This is a genomic window from Nostoc sp., assembly GCF_036916985.1.
Lineage (GTDB): Bacteria > Cyanobacteriota > Cyanobacteriia > Cyanobacteriales > Nostocaceae > Nostoc.
The window spans coordinates 1-19,360 of the sequence record NZ_JBALFD010000070.1 but is presented as its reverse complement, the minus strand read 5'-3'; the positions used below and the strand labels follow the sequence as shown (position 1 = coordinate 19,360).

The 19,360-nt window shown below is 41.9% G+C and carries 13 protein-coding genes and 1 pseudogene; 8 read left to right on the top strand and 6 right to left on the bottom strand.

All coding sequences use genetic code 11. The features are described 5' to 3' along the window. Positions 1-213: 213 nt before the first annotated feature. Complete coding sequence (locus V7L07_RS23410) at positions 214-1,428, bottom strand: DUF790 family protein (RefSeq protein ID WP_335061244.1); 1,215 nt, start codon at positions 1,426-1,428, stop codon at positions 214-216. Continuing rightward, positions 1,358-2,947: a DEAD/DEAH box helicase gene (locus V7L07_RS23405; protein WP_335061243.1), complete on the bottom strand. Its 1,590-nt coding sequence runs from the start codon at positions 2,945-2,947 to the stop codon at positions 1,358-1,360. Before V7L07_RS23405 ends, V7L07_RS23410 begins: the two co-directional genes overlap by 71 nt. Positions 2,948-3,079: 132 nt before the next feature. Here V7L07_RS23405 and V7L07_RS23400 point away from each other — a divergent pair, with 132 nt between their 5' ends. From V7L07_RS23400 to V7L07_RS23385, 4 genes are all read left to right on the top strand, one after another. Then, positions 3,080-4,381, top strand: coding sequence for an adenylate/guanylate cyclase domain-containing protein (locus V7L07_RS23400; RefSeq protein WP_335061242.1), 1,302 nt, complete (start codon positions 3,080-3,082; stop codon positions 4,379-4,381). Positions 4,382-5,075: 694 nt separating this feature from the next. Then, the gene (locus tag V7L07_RS23395) at positions 5,076-7,361 is read left to right on the top strand and encodes a PAS domain S-box protein (protein WP_335061241.1); all 2,286 of its coding nucleotides are present in this window, start codon (positions 5,076-5,078) and stop codon (positions 7,359-7,361) included. A 125-nt stretch (positions 7,362-7,486) separates the two neighbouring features. Beyond that, positions 7,487-7,729 (top strand): regulatory protein SipA, encoded by a 243-nt coding sequence (gene sipA / locus V7L07_RS23390; protein ID WP_335061240.1) that lies wholly within the window; start codon positions 7,487-7,489, stop codon positions 7,727-7,729. Between the two features lie 200 nt (positions 7,730-7,929). Continuing rightward, complete coding sequence (locus V7L07_RS23385) at positions 7,930-8,487, top strand: peroxiredoxin (protein ID WP_335061275.1); 558 nt, start codon at positions 7,930-7,932, stop codon at positions 8,485-8,487. A gap of 138 nt (positions 8,488-8,625) precedes the next feature. Here V7L07_RS23385 and modA read toward each other — a convergent pair whose 3' ends face one another. Next, positions 8,626-9,420: a molybdate ABC transporter substrate-binding protein gene (gene modA / locus V7L07_RS23380; RefSeq protein WP_335061239.1), complete on the bottom strand. Its 795-nt coding sequence runs from the start codon at positions 9,418-9,420 to the stop codon at positions 8,626-8,628. A 94-nt stretch (positions 9,421-9,514) separates the two neighbouring features. Here modA and V7L07_RS23375 point away from each other — a divergent pair, with 94 nt between their 5' ends. Beyond that, positions 9,515-9,958: a TOBE domain-containing protein gene (locus V7L07_RS23375; RefSeq protein WP_334775835.1), complete on the top strand. Its 444-nt coding sequence runs from the start codon at positions 9,515-9,517 to the stop codon at positions 9,956-9,958. A gap of 412 nt (positions 9,959-10,370) precedes the next feature. On the opposite strand, the gene V7L07_RS23370 is transcribed toward V7L07_RS23375, so the two are convergent. Further along, positions 10,371-11,339, bottom strand: a complete 969-nt coding sequence (locus V7L07_RS23370; protein ID WP_335061238.1) for a TauD/TfdA dioxygenase family protein — start codon at positions 11,337-11,339, stop codon at positions 10,371-10,373. A 736-nt stretch (positions 11,340-12,075) separates the two neighbouring features. On the opposite strand from V7L07_RS23370, the gene V7L07_RS23365 reads away from it, so the two are divergent. Next, the gene (locus V7L07_RS23365; protein ID WP_335061237.1) at positions 12,076-13,668 is read left to right on the top strand and encodes a glycosyltransferase family 39 protein; all 1,593 of its coding nucleotides are present in this window, start codon (positions 12,076-12,078) and stop codon (positions 13,666-13,668) included. 433 nt (positions 13,669-14,101) lie between these two features. Continuing rightward, positions 14,102-18,103 (top strand): DUF2157 domain-containing protein, encoded by a 4,002-nt coding sequence (locus tag V7L07_RS23360; RefSeq protein WP_335061236.1) that lies wholly within the window; start codon positions 14,102-14,104, stop codon positions 18,101-18,103. Between the two features lie 142 nt (positions 18,104-18,245). On the opposite strand, the pseudogene V7L07_RS23355 reads toward V7L07_RS23360, so the two are convergent. Both V7L07_RS23355 and V7L07_RS23350 read right to left on the bottom strand, forming a co-directional pair. Further along, a pseudogene (locus tag V7L07_RS23355) lies at positions 18,246-18,350 on the bottom strand (type II toxin-antitoxin system HicA family toxin); the annotation flags it as partial. A 147-nt stretch (positions 18,351-18,497) separates the two neighbouring features. After that, positions 18,498-18,911 carry a hypothetical protein gene (locus tag V7L07_RS23350; protein ID WP_335061235.1) on the bottom strand — a complete coding sequence of 138 codons (414 nt, stop codon included), beginning with the start codon at positions 18,909-18,911 and terminating at the stop codon, positions 18,498-18,500. Positions 18,912-19,062: 151 nt separating this feature from the next. Between V7L07_RS23350 and V7L07_RS23345 the strand changes: the two genes are divergently transcribed. Further along, a partial coding sequence (locus V7L07_RS23345) for a hypothetical protein (protein WP_335061234.1) occupies positions 19,063-19,360 on the top strand: 298 nt, incomplete at its 3' end.

The window sequence follows — 19,360 nt, the reverse complement described above, 5'->3', positions numbered from 1 at the left end:
GCGATCGCGAACATCCCGCTATAGCTACGAGACACTACGCGAATGTGGGCGAAAAGAAATTCCAACATTCTTACTTTAAAATTCATTTCTCCTTAATAAAAGTGACTGGGGACTAGGGACTGGGGACTAGGGACTAGGAAAAAGAGTTTTCCACATACCAAGTACCCAATCCTCAGTACCCAATACCCAGTACCCAATATCCAGTCTCCTTAATCAATCCATTACAGCTAACACAGCTTTCGGCAATAACTTATCTTTAAACCAAACAATTCTAGCGGGGACATCATTTAATTTTACTCCCGCTTTTTCTAAATTAAGTCGCTCGGAAATTGCCAAAATCAAGTCATCACGTCCAGCCCGCCGCACCTGAGAAAACTTCTTTTGTAAATATTCTGGTCGCCAATAACCAACAATTTCTAATAAGAAAGTGCGTCCATCAGCATGCACTAAGCGAAAATCGGGAATCATCACACTACCAGGAATTGGGATCAAATCAACTTCTCGTTCTAACGCCCAACCACTTTTCAATGCATCCCATTTATCAGCAAAGGATGCTTCTAGCATACTATCGTAGGGCTTACCTGGTGGATAATGGGATACCAAACCACATTCAGAATTGAGAGTGAAACGTCCAGTTTTCCAACTATTGGTATAAGCGTCGCGGGTTTGAAGAATGGAAGAAAGACTCCATTTAGTAACGTGAAGTAAAGCAGGAATAAGTTTAGCGATCGCTAACCCATATCGCGTACTAGGATTAAACAAACTCGTCGGCCCATCGATCGTAATTGTAAACCCGTGGTCAGCATCGCCCTCAATATAAGCCATCAATTGAAACAACTTTAAATAGCGAAACAATAGCTTATATTCACCTGGAACATTCCGATGAGCATTTAACACCAGTTTACTGGCCTTATAAAATACACCCTGCACCTGAGATAAGTTATATCGATTTAACACATCTGGCGCTGTTGGTGCATCAAAAACAGTCAAAATTTTATTCTCAGATAAATCAGCATATAGTCCATTCCGAACCTGTTCTAATAAAACTTCCCGCTCAAGTTCTTGAGTTAACTCATCAGCAATTTTACTCAGAGTAACTTGGGTAGATTCCCGACTAGAAACAGACTTTGCAGCCAGAGAAAACACCCGTTCTCTTAACATTTGTGGTTCCAAAGGACTAACCACCTCAAAAGTACAAAAACTACTTTTGAGAATATAAGCTAATCCCCGCTTCACCCGATAATCTGTAGAATCTCCTTCAAAATCAGTCAGTTGTCGCTCAAGCACACCTTGAGTTTTCCCCACTGCTGATTGAAAATAATTAATTAACTCAATCGCCAACTCCGAAGTTTTTTGATCAATCTTCAGTCTCTTCGGAATGATCTCCTCCCCGTTTTGGCGATGCATCAGTAAGTCTGTCGGTAACATCTGCTGAATTTTGGATTTTAGATTTTGGATTTTGGACTGAATAATTAATCTCTAACTGTTCCGCAGCTTTCAAACTCCGTTCCTTCCCACTCCCATACACAACCTGTAACTTCCCTTTCCTCTCTTTTTCTCCCCCTGCTTCCCCTGCATTTCTCTCCCCTCTCCGCCTAGCGGAAGTCCGCTCCTCACTCGTATCCTCAGCCACCACTTCATATAAAATCGCCTGCTTATTCTCAATATTCCCCTTCCGTAAAATCCTCCCCAAGCGCTGAGTATACTCCCTAGCCGAACCCGTTCCTGATAAAATAATTGCAACAGTTGCCGCCGGCACATCAACCCCTTCATTCAACACATGAGAAGCAACCAAAGTATTATATTTACCCTCTCGAAACTTTGTTAATATCTCATGCCGTTCTTTCACAGGAGTTTGATGAGTAATTGCCGGAATTAGCAACTCTTGAGAAATGCGGTAAACCGTCGCATTATCAGCAGTAAAAATCAAAATTCTTGCCGGATAATGTTCTGCCAATAAATTAACTAAAATTCGCAACTTCCCATCAGTACCCAAAGCGATATCTTTCGCTTCTCGATGCGCTAACATCGCCCTCCGTCCAGATTGCGATCGCGCGCTCATTTGCACGAACATTTGCCAACCTTGCAAACTCCCCAAAGAAATCTTTGATTGCTTCAAAAAGTCATTGCGGGTTTGAATTAACTGATTGTATCTTTCCCGCTCAAGTTGCGATAACTTTACCTTAATTTGGACAATTTCATGCTCTGCTAACGCCTTCCCCGCCAAATCTTCAGCGCGTTTGCGATATACTTCTTGTCCAATGAGGATATTTAAGTCAGCGTGTTTCCCATCGGTGCGTTCCGGTGTCGCGGAGAGTCCCAGACGATAAGGTGCGATCGCATATTCAGCAATTACCCGATTAAAATCTGTCGGTAAATGATGACATTCATCAAAAACAATCAACGCATATTGATTTCCCAAGGTTTCAGCGTGAATTGCAGCACTATCATAAGTTGCAACTAAGATAGCCGTTCTATCCCGCGAACCACCCCCCAGCAATCCCACCTCAGCATCAGGAAAAGCCGCAACTAAATGTGCATACCACTGATGCATTAAATCCAAAGTAGGCACTACAATCAACGTCGTGCGCGGCGTTGACTGCATCGCCATTTGCGCTAAATAAGTCTTTCCCGCCGCCGTGGGAAGCACAACCACCCCTTGTCTACCCGCCAGTTTCCAAGCCGCTAGCGCTTCAGTCTGGTGGGGATAGGGTTCCATTTCTAGGGTAGGAACCAAATCTATAGGATAAAATTCCTTGGCCTCATCGATAAAATAAACATCTTCCGCTTGTAGTGCTTCTACAAGCGATCGGTATTTAACTGCTGGAATGCGGAATTTTTCAACTCTATCATCCCACGTAGCGTAGTCCATCCAACCCTTACCGCGTGGTGGTGGATGCAAAATTAATGTGCCACGATCAAAATTTAATGTAGGGGTACGAGCCATTTGAGAGTGCTGAGTGTTGAGTGTTGAGTGCTGAGTGCTGAGTTAGGAGTTAAGAGGTATTCTCCCTCATCTCCCTCATCTCTTCATCCCCCCACTCCCCACTCCCTTGATTACTAATAACGTAAAAAGTGCATGATTAATCCAAACAACTCTGACAAAACTCAACTAGATGCGCTCATGAGTCAAGGAATGTCCAATTGGCAAATGAGCAGTAGCCTTGGCGAATCTTACGAAGAACAGCGACAGCGCTTCCTGCTTAAGCGGTTGCAATTGCAGGCTCAGATTATGCTGATTTCTGGCTTGACTTTGATTATTTTTTTCCTTTGGGTAAATTCACAGGTACAAGAGAAAATATATGCCTTTAAAATTGGTTTTTCGGTAGAACTATTTACACTTATTTGTTGGTGTTTATGTAAAACCTCTATAGGTCGTCGTTACCCAAACCTAATTTTTTTGAGTTTATGTTGGTCTGTAACTTGTGCCGTGCAAATTGATGTTGCTTTGCTGTTTAATAATCTAGAACCTAGAACCAATTTCTGGAATCTGATGTTTCTCACTCAGGCTACAATCATTCCGGTACAATGGTGGCTACATTTAATAGCACAACTTGGAACAATTGGTTGCTATCTAATTTTATATTTATCATATAATCCCTTATTAAAAAATCCATCAGCTTTTTATATTGAGCAGGGTTTATATTTCTTTTGGACTTGTATTATTTGTGTCTTCTCTGTATATTTATACGAACGCTTGCGAAAAAAGGAATTTTACACCCGTAGGGCAATGGAACTAGCACAGCAAAAATCAGAACGGCTATTACTAAATATTCTGCCAGAGATGATTGCAGAACAATTAAAACAACAGCCGACGACTATTGCCGACAGCTTTCTGGAAGTTACGGTGCTATTTGCTGATATTGTTGGCTTTACAGAGCTTTCAAGTCGTACATCTCCTGCGGAGTTAGTTGAGTTATTAAATACAATTTTCTGTTTGTTTGACCAATTAGCAGAACGTCATGGAGTAGAGAAAATCAAGACTATTGGTGATGCATATATGGCTGTTGCCGGGTTGCCAAATCAATCTAACAATCATGCTCCAGCGATCGCTAATATGGCCTTGGATATGCAAAAGGCTGTAGCCATCTTTAACGAAGAAAATAACCAATCCTTTTGCATCCGTATTGGCATTAGTACTGGGCCAGTAGTCGCAGGGGTGATTGGGCTGAAAAAGTTTGCCTACGACCTTTGGGGAGATACAGTCAACACAGCTAGTAGAATGGAATCTCATGGTATTGCAGGTAGTATTCAGGTTTGTGAAGCAAGTTATCAGCTTTTAAAGGATAAGTACTTATTGGAAAAACGAGGTTTAATTCAGGTTAAAGGTAAAGGTGAAATGATGACTTATATACTTAAAGAAATTAATTCAAAAACTTAATAAATAAGGGTCAGAATTCAGAATCCTGAATATTGTGGGGTGGGCAAGATGCCATTGGTGTCAACTTAAGCTGGAAATAGCTTAACTGTTGACTTCCATGCCCACCCGGAAATAAATAAATGAGTAATGAGTAATCAGTAATCAGTAATACCCATTACTCATTATTTATTACTTCAAAAATAAATTTCTTTGGCTTTTAGCTTAAGTCTACTGAAGTAGACTGGAGATTTTTAGCGATATTTAGTCATCTTCAGATGACTTTAGCTATGAGACGGGAATTGAAATTCCCGGCGGACAAGTGGTTTCACGTTAAGTTGACACCTATGGCAAGATGCCCAGTCCACAAGAGTTAATTGGATATTTTTTATTTGAAAGTCTCTAATATGACTTTAATTCATACTGAATTTTGACTACTGAGTTCTGAATTCTTCTGAATAAATCTCTACTGTTTGACAGAGACTCAAAGACAAAACATGTATAATTAAAGCGATAATTATAATTATCAGATTATTTAAGCTTTGCTAAATCTAAGCTTTACTACTTTAGATAGATTCACAGTAAGTAACTGCTTAGGTGTGTATTTTTTTGATGCCTAATAGGTGTTGAGCTATGTCTATAACAGGCTATGCCTACGCATTTTCTCGCTGATTTTGGGAATAATCCTTTAGCTAGCTGCATAAAAGGAGAAGCTACATTGAAAGGAATACGTTCCCTTCTAGCACCCTATGCTGTTGCACTATTAGCTGTTGGTAGCGGATTACTACTAACACTATTGCTACAGCCACTACTGAAACCAACTATTTTTCTGCTGTTTTTTGCTGCTGTGGCGATTAGTGCCTGGTATGGCGGCATAGAAGCAGGGTTACTGGCTACTACTTTATCTACTTTAGCCGTCAGCTACTTTTTCTTAGAGCCAGTGTTTTCGCTCTTGGTTGCGAATCTAGACAGCATACGACGTTTAGGCTTATTTGTACTGGTGACAACATTCATCACCTTGCTGAACTCAGAGTTACGCACTGCCAAACAACATCTGCAAACGAGTTTGCAGAAGCGACAGGTGAGTGAGGTAAGGTTTAGAAGGTTGGTAGAGTCCAACATCATTGGGGTAATTGTAGCCAATATGGACGGGGCGATCGCAGAAGCTAATGATGTTTTTTTAGAAATGGTAGGTTATTCGCGGGAAGATTTACTAGCAGGGCGAGTTCGATGGCGCGACATGATACCACCAGAATATATTGAAGCTAACAATAGTGCGATTACAGAACTCAAAACTAAAGGTGTGTGTCAGCCCTTTGAGAACCAATACATCCGCAAAGATAACAGCCGCGTTCCCATCCTATTAGGTTGCGCTTTGTTAGAAAATACTCCAGAGGATGTTATCTGTTTTGTACTTGATTTAAGCCAACGCAAACAAGTAGAGCAAGCTCTTTCCAAAAGCGAAGAACGTTACCGCGCTTTTTTAGAGCATAGTTCAGAAGGTATTTGGTGCATCGAACTGGAAGTACCAATTTCGCTAGATTGCCCAGAAGATGAACAAATTCAACATTTTTACCAATATGTTTACTTAGCAGAATGCAACAATGTGATGGCGCAGATGTATGGCTGTTCTAGTGCCGAAGAAATTCTCGGTGTCAGACTAGGAGACTTTCTTGTTCCCTCCGATCCACATAATATTGCATACCTGCGTAATTTTATCCGTTCTAACTACCGACTAATTGATGCCGAGTCTCATGAAATAGATAAGCAAGGTAATTCCAAATATTTTTTGAATAATCTGGTGGGAATTGTCGAAAATGGCTTTTTAGTCAGGGCGTGGGGAACTCAACGCGAGATTACAGAACGCAAACAAGCAGAAGCAGCACTGCGTCAACGAGAAGATGAGCTACGCCTGATTACAAATGCTGTACCCGTTAATATTTCCTATGTTGATAGTAAGCAACGTTATCGTTTTAATAATAAAGGATATGAAGACTGGTTTGGGCTTCCTACTTCCGAAATTTCTGGTAAACACATCAGAGAAGTTTTGGGAGAGTCAGTTTATCAATCAATCCTTCCTTACGTAGAAACAGTACTCTCAGGAGAGCAAGTAACTTACGAAACCCAATTATCCGATAAAGATGGCAAAAACCATTACGTGAATGTTACTTACGTTCCACAATTCAGTCAGCAAGAGAAAGTAGAAGGATTTGTTGTCCTAAGTACAGATATTACACTTCAGAAGTTAGCAGAGCAAGAACGCGAACGACTGCTTGAGCGCGAACAAGCCGCACGCGCCGATGCAGAAACAGCAAACCGAATGAAGGATGAGTTTCTGGCTACACTTTCTCATGAACTCCGTACACCCCTAAATGCTATACTGGGTTGGTCACAGATACTTAGAAGACGCAAGTTTGATGAAAATCTTACTGGTAGAGCATTAGAAACAATTGAGCGTAACAGTAGATCCCTGACACAACTGATTGAAGATGTACTAGATGTGTCACGGATTATTAGAGGTACACTTCATCTAAGCATGGAGCAAGTAAAACTTGCAACACTTATAGAGGCAGCAATTGATACTGTGTATCCAGCAGCCCAGGCGAAAGAGATTAGTATCAAGTGTAGATTCGACCCAGAAGTAGAGGTAGTTGTGGGTGATGTCAACCGCTTGCAACAGGTTGTGTGGAATTTGCTCTCCAACGCCGTCAAGTTTACACCCAAAGGCGGAAGAGTTGATGTGCAATTGGAGCGGATTGAATCTTGCGTGCAAATTCAGGTGAGTGATACGGGAGGGGGAATTGCTGCCGAATTCCTACCCTATGTATTTGAACGCTTTCGTCAAGCAGATAGTTCTAGCACGCGATCGCATGGTGGATTAGGATTAGGGTTAGCGATCGTCCGCCACTTGGTAGAATTACATGGTGGTACAGTCTGCGCCAAAAGTCCAGGAATTGGACAAGGGGCAACATTCGTAGTCAGTCTACCAATAAAAACCATTTAGAAATTTGTGAGCATCCAATATCAAAGAGTGATTCCAAAAATTCAGCAATAGTGTGGGAGTGTTTCACTAGACTTTCAAGCTAGTTATGAGTTATGAGTTAATTCAAAACTCTCAGCTTGATTAAGATGTCTAAAGAATTCGCAATTGGTAGTAAAGTCCGGGTTGTGGCGCTACCAGCCTACGTCAAAACTGCTGAACCCATGCCCATGCTGCGCCCTCCTCATGTGATTCACATTGGCGAAGAAGGCATAGTCATTGACCGTAGACCCGGTGGATATTGGGGTATTCGCTTTACTAAGGGGGCTTTTCTCTTAGATAGTCAATACATCGAAAGCACAGATACCCCTCCCGAATCTCATTTAGAATGAGATTTCTCGCAACCAAGAATTGTAAACTTGTATGAAAAGTGCTGAGTTCCGAGTTCGGAGTGCTGAGATGAAAGACCGCCCACAAGGGGCGGGGCTTTTACCATAGTGCAAAAGTACTGAGTATTCAATCTTCTTTACTCAGCACTCAACACTCATCACTCAGCACTCAGTATGGTAAAGTTGTGATTCTGGTTTGTACCATGATTTCCCGCCGCACTTTTTTAAGCATATTATTTGCCAGCTGTATTTCTGTCATCAGCTGGCTGAATTTCACTACTGCTGCGAATGCCCTTGGTGGTAAACTTCCGGCAATTAATCAACCCGCACCAGAGTTTACTTTGCCAACCAACACAGGTGATGGCAAAATTTCCCTCTCTGACTTGCGCGGTAAATGGCTAGTTCTGTACTTTTATCCTAAAGACTTCACCTCTGGTTGTACTATAGAAGCTCGTCGTTTTCAGCAAGACTTACCCCAATACCTGGAAAAAAATACCCAAATTATTGGCATTAGTGCTGATGACATTGATTCTCATGCCAAATTTTGTGATTCAGAGGGACTAAAATTTCCCCTGTTGGCTGATACTGACGGTTCAGTAAGTAAAGCTTATGGTTCCTGGCTCGGATTTTTATCTATGCGCCATAGTTTTATCATCGATCCTCAAGGTGTCTTGCGCGAGACTTTTGTCAAAGTCAACCCAACCATTCACAGTTCAGAAGTGCTAGCACGATTAGAAAAATTGCAGTCAGCGGCTTCTTAGACAATTAGCCTAAGTTTGGATAATTTATTTCTTGGAGTTCCCTTACATAGGAGGCTGTATAAAAAATAAGGGGCTTAAGCCCCTTGTCTCACCAAGACTGATTTTGTGCAGCTTTACAAAGAATTGCTATTCAATCCTTTAATTGACGATAAACCCATATTTTTTGAGTACAGTTTTGGCTTGACTACCAGATAAAAACTGGACAAATTCCTTAGCCGCAGAAGCATTTTTACTACTCTTGAGTACAGCTATTGGATAGACAATTGGTGAGTGAAACTTATCATCAGCAGCGACTACGACTTTTACCTTGTTGGAAATTTTGGCATCAGTGGCATAAACTAAACCTGCTTCGGCGTTACCACTTTCTACTGCTGCCAAAACTTGACGCACATTGTTAGCAAAGACTAATTTTGACTTGACGCGATCGTAAATTTTCAATTTCCTTAATACTTGCTCTCCATATTGACCGGCGGGTACACTTCTGGGTTCACCGATCGCAATTTTTTTAATCTTACTATCTGTTAAATTGTAAAAACTAGTGATGCCAACAACATCCTGAGCCACAATCAAGACTAGACGGTTATTTGCTAAGTTAGTACGGCTACCTGGTAGTAATAGTCCTTTTTCTTCCAAGGCATCCACTTGCTTTTTGCCGGCAGATACAAAAATATCCGCTGGCGCACCTTGTTCAATCTGTTGTTGCAACGCACCAGAAGCTCCAAAGTTATAACTAATATCGATATTTGATTTACTTTGTTGGTACAAAGGCTTAATTTCTTCCAACGCCTCTTTTAAGCTGGCAGCTGCGGACACGAGTATGTTGGTGTTTGACTGTGCTATTACAGGAGAAGGAGTAACTAATGGTAAACCAATTGCTAACAGCCAGCCAGCAACCACTATACCCAGGAAACCAAAAATTTGTCTTCTTTTCATAAAAAATGCGTTTGAAAGGTTTCTTCCATAAAATTGATGCTAGGTAAAATAGTACCAAATATACCAACATCTAACCAACTATATCGGTAAAAATATGCCTAGAAAAGAACAAGGGTGGGTCACATTCCAAACCTCAGAAGAAGAGCGAAAGATTTTGGAAGAGTTTTGCGGCCAGTCTCAGCGAACCAAGACCGAGATTCTTCGGGAATTGGTACGTGGTCTTAATCAACACTCTTCACCATCAAATTCGCTGCCAAGTATAAACACAGAAGAGGAAGATATCTACACTCAAATACCTGAGATCGAAATTAGTATTCAAAAGAAACCACTCAAAGTTAGCTCCCGCAATATTCTCAAGGGTGTTGTGAAGCGAGTTGTCACTGGAGCTGTTAATAGTGAGGTGACGCTGGAGATTGTTCACAAAGTTGAGTTAACTTCGATTATCACCAGAGTATCGGTAGAAGAGTTGGATTTGTCTGAAGGGAAAGAGGCTTATGCCGTTATTAAGTCCAACGATATAGTTATTGCCAGAGAATAGGCTGTGGTGATGTCTCTGGACAACTCAGCATTGAGTAGTGGTCTGACAAGGCTAATAAGCTTGGGTGTTGGTTTTGCGTCACCCAACATCCTGATAAACATCCTGATATATGTTGGGTTGCGCTCCGCTCCACCCAACCTACGTCTAATGTACTATTTTTTGCCTGCCACACCAGTAGGATGAAATATCTGGTTTTTTCTCAGCGTTCTCTGCGTCTGTGCGGTTTAAACGTAATTTATTGAACCGTATTTAAAGAGGAACTTATGGACTAAAATTCCCGCCCACTTTGAAAGTGCTAGTCCTAATAATGACTCAAAATCCCACGGCTTTTTATGAAAACGAGCGATCGCGGGGCGGGGGCATATCGCCAGATAAACAATCATAGCCGTGGGATAAATTACCACTCTGTAGGTTATGAAAGCGCTGGTACCGCTTCCAAATTCTCGGCTTTCTTCTTCAAGACGGTTGGTAATTCGCTACTGAAGGCTTCACCTTCAACCACTTGCGATCGGAAACCATCAGGCCCAACTGGAACGTCACCTGTGATGGTAGTGCGATAAAGTACACGCTCAACTTCCACATGATCCAAATCCTGAGGGGCCAAATGCGAGGTGGCGCGGTTATCCCAGAAGGCGATGTCTCCGTTGTTCCAACGGAAGCGGGTGGTGTAGGCAGGCTTGGTAATCTGGTTGAAGAACAACTCAAGCAGCAAGTCGCTCTCTTGTCGTGATACGTCAAGAATGTGCGAGGTGAAGCCAGGGTTAACATACAATGCCCGTTCACCAGTCTCAGGATGAACCCGAACCACTGGATGGATTGAAACCAGCGGATTGGCTGCAATGCGCTGGGCAATTTTGCTGTTGCTGGGCAAATTCAAACGTGCATTGAAGCGATGTTCGGCTTTCAATGTGTCTGCAAGCGCCCGCAGGGGTGCTGACAGACCCTCGTAGGCTGCAACTAAATTTGTCCACTGTGTATCACCACCGAAGTTAGGCACGTTAACCGCACGCAAAATCGATGCAGCAGGTGGGTTGACAACTGCTGTCACATCGGTGTGCCAACGGCTTTCGTAGCTGGAACGGCGTAGACCATTCCGCCGCTCGTAACGACTGCGGTCAATGGGTAGAATTTCTGAAAAGCCTTCAATCGGCTCATCTTCATGGGGATGTGCGTAAGTTACTTCGCCGAAACGAGCCGTAAATGCAATCTGTGCAGCATGATCGATGTTTTGACCACGAAAGAATACGACTTTCCACTTCAACAGTGCTTGACGAATTTCTTTGACTGCATCATCGTGCAAAGGACGCGACAAATCGACGCCACTGATTTCGGCACCGATGAAACCTGCTACTTGTTTGACTTCAATGTGTTTGTTGCTCATGTCAATTCTCCAGAGTTTGATTGATATGGACGGTGTTTGCACTCGTCGGTTTACTCTGGTACGTTGCTTGTATTCAAATGGCTACATACCAAAGGAAGCGATCGCAGTTCAAAATCCTATCATACGGCAAATCTATCAATTTACCGTAGTATATAATTACTATATTTTAGCCTGCTAGAACAATATTTGATTGTGTTCGGGTAAGGGCAAGTTTAAATAGACCCACAAGCACTAATTGAGACTTGCCACACCAGTAGTGCAAAGCTGGACATCGCTACACTTGGGCACTTAGTACCGCAAGGCAAGCGTAAGCGTTTCATTGATTTGAAATAGGTGGTTTATTTTTGAAAAAACTCAGTACACATCACATCTATTCGCTTCTGTTCTGTTCCCTCTTCCCAGTTAAGAGTTCCCTATCCTACGCAAGTAAGTTCAGGAATCAAATCGGATTCCTATAGGATCTTTGTGTTGCTTGCTACTCGCAGGCAGGTTGACAGCATTTTAATATAAACTTTATGAAATATTTTTATTTTTAACACAAGTATTTCATGTCTTGATTAATTTATACTATACGATGACAGGTAAACAATTATATTTATTATGGAATTTTGTTGTCAAAAGCTGCAAAGTCATTGAAACTCATACTGTAGAAATAGGAGATTTTTATTTCTCTGGCGATAAAAAGTAATAAAACTCTGCCACCGTTTATCAAGGCCTTGAGGATATTAAAAACTACATGAAAAAGCAATTGTCACAGAGATGGATTATTTCTAAATCTGGGTTACGTTTTTTAATCATTATCCTATTGGTAATAGGCGTATTTTTTCGCTTCGCTAATATTGACAAAAAACTTTATTGGGGTGATGAAGTTTTCTCATCTTTACGCATCTCTGGCTATATGCAGTCAGAAATGAACGAGCAGTTAGATAATGGTCATTTATTAAGCATAGAAGATTTGCATAAATACCAGTATCCCAATCCTCAAAAAAACGCAATTGATACACTTAAAGGGGTTGTTTTAGAAGACTCGCAGATTTTGCCTTTATACATCTTGCTGACCCGATTTTGGGTAGAGTGCTTTGGCAATTCTGTGGCAGTGACGAGAAGTTTTTCGGCATTCCTGAGTCTGCTCACCTTTCCTTGTATTTATTGGCTATGTCGAGAATTATTTAAGTCTTCACTAGTAGGGTGGGTGTCCATTGCGTTGGTAGCTGTTTCACCTATTCATGTGGTGTATGCACAAGAAGCACGAGCATACAGTTTAGGGATAGTAGCTATCTTAATATCGAGCGTAGCACTATTGCGAGCTATACGCCTGAAAACAAAGGTTAGTTGGTGCATTTATACAGCAACATTGGTACTAGGGTTTTATTCTCATGTATTTTTTACCTTGGTTGCTTTTGCACAGGGAATTTATGTACTTGCAATTGAACGCTTCCGATTGAGTAAAACATCAATTCATTACCTGATATCATCGCTGGCGGGTTTTATAACTTTTGTACCTTGGATTTGGATTATTTATACCAATCCTCAGCCAGCGGCAGTAGCTTGGACAAATGCTAAACAAACATTATTTGGGTCAGGGGTAAGGTGGGCTGGCATCTTTAGCCGGACGTTTCTTGATTTTGGTGTTAGCCCTATCGATCTAGGAAAACTTAAGATTGTCTTGATCCCTTTTATTTTAATTATTTTAGCTCTAATCAGCTACTCAATTTATTTTCTCTGTCGAAGAACCTCTAAAGAAGTTTGGTTATTTGTCTTAACCTTGATTGGATCTGTAGCGCTTCCTCTACTAATAACGGATTTTATCCTGCAAAAACGATACGCTACTAGTCGATATACACTTCCCTCAGTTTTAGGTATACAGTTGGCTGTTGCTTACCTATTTACCAATAAAATCACGTCTATCTCTACTAAAGTTTGGCAAAAACAACTCTGTTCACTTGTAGCATTTATAGTAATTACGGGCGGAGTTGTCTCTTGTATATACCACTCTCAAGCACAGATTTGGTGGAACCAATTCCCTGAAAAATACCAAGAATTTCCTAAAATTGCTCATATTATTAGTCAAGGTAATAAACCCCTGATAATTAGTGATGAGAAAAATATACTTCCACCAATACAAATACTTGGTCACTTAGTTGATTCAAAAGTGCGATTTCAAATTGTCAAAGAAAATCAGTTACCAGAAATTACTGATGGCTTTACTGACATCTTTGTGTTCTTGTTCGAGCCTTCTGACTTCTTAAAAGCTGGAATTGAAAAAGTTTATCACTCAAAGTTACAGCAGGTAAATAACTTTCTCTGGAAAATAACAAAGCCTAGTTAAACGTTAAGAATTCAGCACTGGATCAACGCCCCGTTAACACTAACAGGAGTCAGAAGTCGGAATTTACAGCAGGGAACAGGAAACAGACTTGAAAGTCTATTGGTATATGGCTTTTTTATTAAACTTTGTACCTCATTTACCTGAAATCTGCTGTCTGAAAGGTTTGAGATCGCAAGTACATTAACCGCTTCAAGTTGTTTCCCGAACTTTCCACTATTCTGATTCCTGAATCCTGACAATTAAACCAAAGATAGGGACACATCTAGCTGTTGCCAAACTAGAATGTCGAACCTAAAAGCAAGACAGTTGGCATTTGAATATCCCTCGTAGGTTAAAAATTAATATTAATTAGCCTAATCAGTGGCACAATCAGAACCAAAATATACTTTAATTAAACAAATAATTTAAGTATATACTTGTACTCCCGCCGCTTATGTCATCGCCCCTTGAGCGTCCGCTGATAATTGAAGTCAGACTGCCATCTTCCCATCCTCATTTATTAGAAGGACTAGATATATGGCTGCGCTTAGGTTTAATATCCGATACCCAAGTTAAGCAGCTATGCCAAGAGTTTCTGGTGTGTGCGGTGGTGTTAAAACCCCAAGCTGAAGCGAAAACAAAGGTAGTATTTGCAACTTACGACCCCGTACAGGAGTTGTCTACAGCAGCTTTACAATCTAGTAGCCGTAGACGATCGCAACAAACACCACCTAAACCCAACTTTATCAGTGCAATGTTACAGTCCTTGGGGGCTGAACTGAGTGTACGTTGGCTGCTTTTTCTAGGCGTTTTCCTGGTAGTGGTATCCTCTGGGGTACTGGCTGCTAGTCAGTGGGAGAGGTTTCCGGCTTCTGGACAGTATGGGGTTTTATTTGCTTATACTTTAAGTTTTTGGGGGTTAAGCTTTTGGGCGACTAGTCAAAATAACCTCAGATTGACAGCTCAGACATTGCTGATTGTCACTCTTTTGTTAGTGCCAGTAAATTTTTGGGCAATTGATAGCTTTCAATTGTGGCGGAATCCTGTTGATTGGATTGTAGTTGCGATCGCCTGTCCTATCCTCACTGCTATAACTGTTTTACTCTCCAAAAATCGGACTATTTTTGCTAATTTACATCCTGGCAAATTACCTCTAGCAAATATTATTGGACTGAGTTATCTGCATTGGGGTTGGCAATTAAGAGGATTTCCCTTAATTGCTGTTTATGTGGCAATGATCGGCACAACTATTATTACTATCTATCACAATCTTTACCAACAGCCTCATCCTGTCAGTGAGGAAGATCGAGGCGATGTCTACGACGGGCTACGCCTACGCCGTAGGCTAAGTATTAGTTCAACTGCTGCTGTAATTATTTATGCTCTAATAGTGCTGTTAGTACGAGCAATTTTTGTTGCCAAGGTAGATATCACGCAGTTGGGGTTAGCGATTGGTATTTGCGGCTGGTTGGTTACTTGGTTGGTGCAAAGGGCAGGGGGCAGGGAGCAGGGGGCAGAGGAGCAGGGGAGCAGAGGAGCAGGGGAGGCAGGGGAAGTAACATTAATATCCTCCTCATCTTCCTCATTTCTTTTACTCTGGGAAAAAATTGGTGGCATTTTAATTTTTTTGGGTTGGCTGGTATCGGTAGTAAATTATCCTTGGCAAGCGATCGCTGTCAGTGGTTTGGGTTTGTGGTTTGTAGGGAGTCGCTTGCGGCAGTACAGTCTAAAGGTAGACTTGGCAGCGGTTTTCGTCATTGGTTTACAGACGATTTGCTTAGGTTGGCGGTTAGTACCTGATAACTTACAGAAATTAGCGATCGCAACTAGTACTCAACTCACCAATTCTCAAAATGAACCTTGGGCTTTATTGGGTATAGCTTTATTTCCCTACGTAATTTTGATGGTGGCGCTCACAGATAGCTTGTATCGCAGTCAAAAGCGAGAATTAGCTAAATTTGGCGAACTACTCACCCTCTTATTAGGAGCTTTTTTAACAACGATCGCTCTGATAAATCCGACATTGCGATCGCTAAATCTGTTATTTTCTACCACCACTCTGGCATTCGTCACTCAACGCCGTTCCCCTTCATCCCTTCCCTTGATATACCTAACTCACATCATGGGGGTGCTGGCATTTTGCTCTACCATTAATTGGCTGTTACCAAACCTGAGTCCACAAGCCTGGGCAAGTATTTTATTAGCTCTGATGGTTGCAGAATGGGGATTTAGCCTCAGCAATGGACTATGGCGGCGTAGTGCATGGGACATCGGTTTAGGACTAGCCGCAGCTAGTTTTTTAATCTTGTGGATGAATGCAGAATCATCTTGGTATGGCATAGTTGATAGTCAAGGCAATTGGGGAGTCTTATGGCTAGTTACGCCTTTAGCTCTCACGGGTGTTGCCAATGCCACAATTATCGAGCGTCGCATTACTAGCCGTTACTTGAGTGTCTTAACTGTGGTAGTTGCCCAGCTATTGACGTTACAGCTACCAGGAATCAGATTAATCGGTTTGGCTGTAGGTGCTGGGTTGATGTTTGCCAATACGCGCTATTTGCGAAACCAGCTATCTGCGGCAATTACAGAAGGATTTGCTTTAAGTTTCATTGGGGCGTTGCTGTGGACAGGTGTGCCTGGTTTGCCTCGCCTAGCCATAGGAGGTTGGTTTGTCGCAGGAGCGATCGCAACTTTAAGTTTATGGTTAGCACGGACTGTTTTAAGCCGACGCGGTAACGAATTAGCAGCTATCTATGCAGCCGCTAGCGATCAGTGGGCGATCGCCTTGTGTGGTTTTGAATTGTTGAGTTTGACGCTGCACTCAGTACTGATTTATCGAGGGTTTACCACTTCCGGATTTTTCTTCTTAATTGCCACTGCCATCACCTTGGCAGCTATTGTTTATCGCAGTTGGCGAGAACCGACAAATTGGGCATTTTATAGTATTGGTTGGTGTTTAGAATTGTTGATTGCCCAGGTGCTAGGGTTGGGGGAACGCTCAATTGTTAAAATAGCGTTCGCGGAGCGTGGCTTGCCAATCGCCAATATTGCTTTAGGTTTAATTGCTCAACTTGTCGGCGAGTGGTGGCGGCGAAGACATCAATTAGAAAAGCTTCCTAGCAGCCTTCACATTTTGCCATTAATCTACGGTGCATTCAGTGTATTCCTGCGTTTGAACACCTTTACCGAGTGGACAGGGTTGTGTTCCTTGGGTGTAGCTTTAATTATTATTGGCGTGGGGCGACGGCGCGAGAACTTCAAACCCTTGCTGTACTTAGGAATTATTGGCATATCCATTTCTGCTTATGAACTTTTGTTCTATCAAATGTCACAAGCATCAGGAGGAGCATTAGGTGATGGATTGATTGCCATGTCTACCCTTGGTGCAAGTATTATGTATGCTTACCGCATTCTGTCACCTTGGCTAATCAGCTACTTACGTCTAACTCCTCAAGAACTAGAAGGAATTGCCCATATTCATTGGGCTTGGAGTAGCTGTTTATTAATGGCTGCCATTCCTCTTCCCATTGCAGTTAACCGTTTAGTGGGATTGGCAACGGGAGTATTTTTGATTCGTTATGCCATCTTTCAGGGACGAAATTCGCGCATTTCCCCCAACTTCTTCAGAGGAATTACAATCGCCGAAATGTGGGTTTACCTTGGTTTATTAGAGGTAGCCGGCATGAGGGTTTATTGGCGCGAGACAGCAGTCGGAAAATTTTGGGCTGGGCCATTAGTTCCGTGGAATGGTGCGATCGCTTGTGTGGTAGCTTACTTTCTGTACATCCTACCTTGGGAAAGGTGGGGTTGGTCTAAAAGACCTTGGCAACAAGCCGCTTACATCATACCGCTAATAATTTTATGGGAAACCAGACTGCAAACTTACCCAGTTACCTTAGTACTCGCAGCCGGATTCTACATCTTCCTAGCAAAGGTGGGTGAAAACATCCGTTTTACTTATGTTAGTGTCGCTTTGATTGATTGGGCGTTTTACCGTTGGTTTAATTCCTTACATCTAACTGATGCTTTGTGGTATGTCACACCAATTGGATTATCACTGCTTTATATTGCTCAAGTAGATACCCAGCTGAAGCTACCAGAGTACAAAAAATCTCGTCATCTTCTGAGAGTGCTAGGGAGTGGTTTAATTTGTGGGTGGGCAATTTTATTTAATCAAGATACAGCCTGGATACCTGGAATTTTCAGTCTCATCGCTATTTTTGCTGGATTAGCTTTGCGAGTACGGGCTTTTCTCTACATTGGTACAGCCACTTTTTTAATTACTACAATCAATCAATCGGTAATTTTAAGCTTGCATTACTCTTTTTTAAAATGGGTTATTGGCTTAGTAGTTGGCATCTTGCTAATTTACATCGCCGCCAACTTTGAAACCCGCCGCGCTCAAATAACATCCCTAATTCGTAGCGCCATTGATGAATTTCAATCATGGGAATAGCGATAGATATTTTACCTTTTTCTGCCTTCTAAACGCCGTGCATAATTTGGGGCGATCGCATTACCGTCGGTGCATTATAGCGGTTACCATTCAGATGAGGTACACCCGTAAGGGCACGGCATTGCCGTGCCCTTACGGGTGTACCTGCCTTAATTAAAAATTCTCTAACAGATTTGACTGCTCCTTTATCTGTCTCATTTTGAGGATGCGGTTCGTGAAAAACAGCTTTCACATCATTTAATTTTACCGAAGAAGCGTAGGCGTAGCCCGTCGTAGACATCGCTTGTTGTGGAAGAGTGAGTGCGTTAGCAGCATAGCTCACCGTAGGTATCGCCCTACAGAAAACCTCAAAAATAAGACGTAGATGCGTAGCAGATTGTCGTTAGACATTTCTCTACCCACCTTTGCCGTTAGTTGTAGTTTGGGTGGGTTGAGTGACGGGAACCGTTACAACTGTAGGAACTTGTGAAATAGATTTTTTACTCGTACTCCGCTTTCGGCTAGAGCCACCTGCCTTTGAATACTCCATGCTGTTTCTGCCGTAGACAGTTGCGACTGCACTAAGCATCCTCTCAGATAGTTCCGAGAGTCCTTTGTCCATCTGATTCATCGTCTTACGAGATTCCTCAAGATTAGACAGAAGGGTATTATGAGCTTCTAGGGTGGCACGGGTATTATCAATGAAGCGAGTATAAGCTTCAATTGTTAATCCATGTCCTAAATCCAAGTTCTCATTAATGGATTTAAGCAGTGCAAGACGGCGTTGAGCTTTGTCTACAGCAGCAGAACCGCGAGTTTTTAGAGACATGGGAGATATTTCTTAAATAGTTCTATTTCAACATAGCGGAATGCCTTTCTACGTGAGATGAGTAGTTTTGTGGATTTAATTAAGAGTTAATATTGAGAGTTTCTCTGTATTTTTACTAATCTATCCATCTGTATTTGTCTGTTATTTCGGGATGAACGCAATCATTTATGTAACAGCGATCGCCGAAATAGCAAATGTTGTCACCGAAATAGCAAATGTTGTCACCGAAATAGCAAATGCTGTCGCCGAAATAGCAAATGTTGTCACCGAAATAGCAAATGCTGTCACCGAAATAGCAAATGCTGTCACTGAAATAGCAAATGCTGTCACCGAAATAGCAAATGCTGTCACCGAAATAGCAAATGTAGTCGCCGAAATAGCAAATGTAGTCGCCGAAATAGCAAATGTAGTCGCCGAAATAGCAAATGTAGTCGCCGAAATAGCAAATG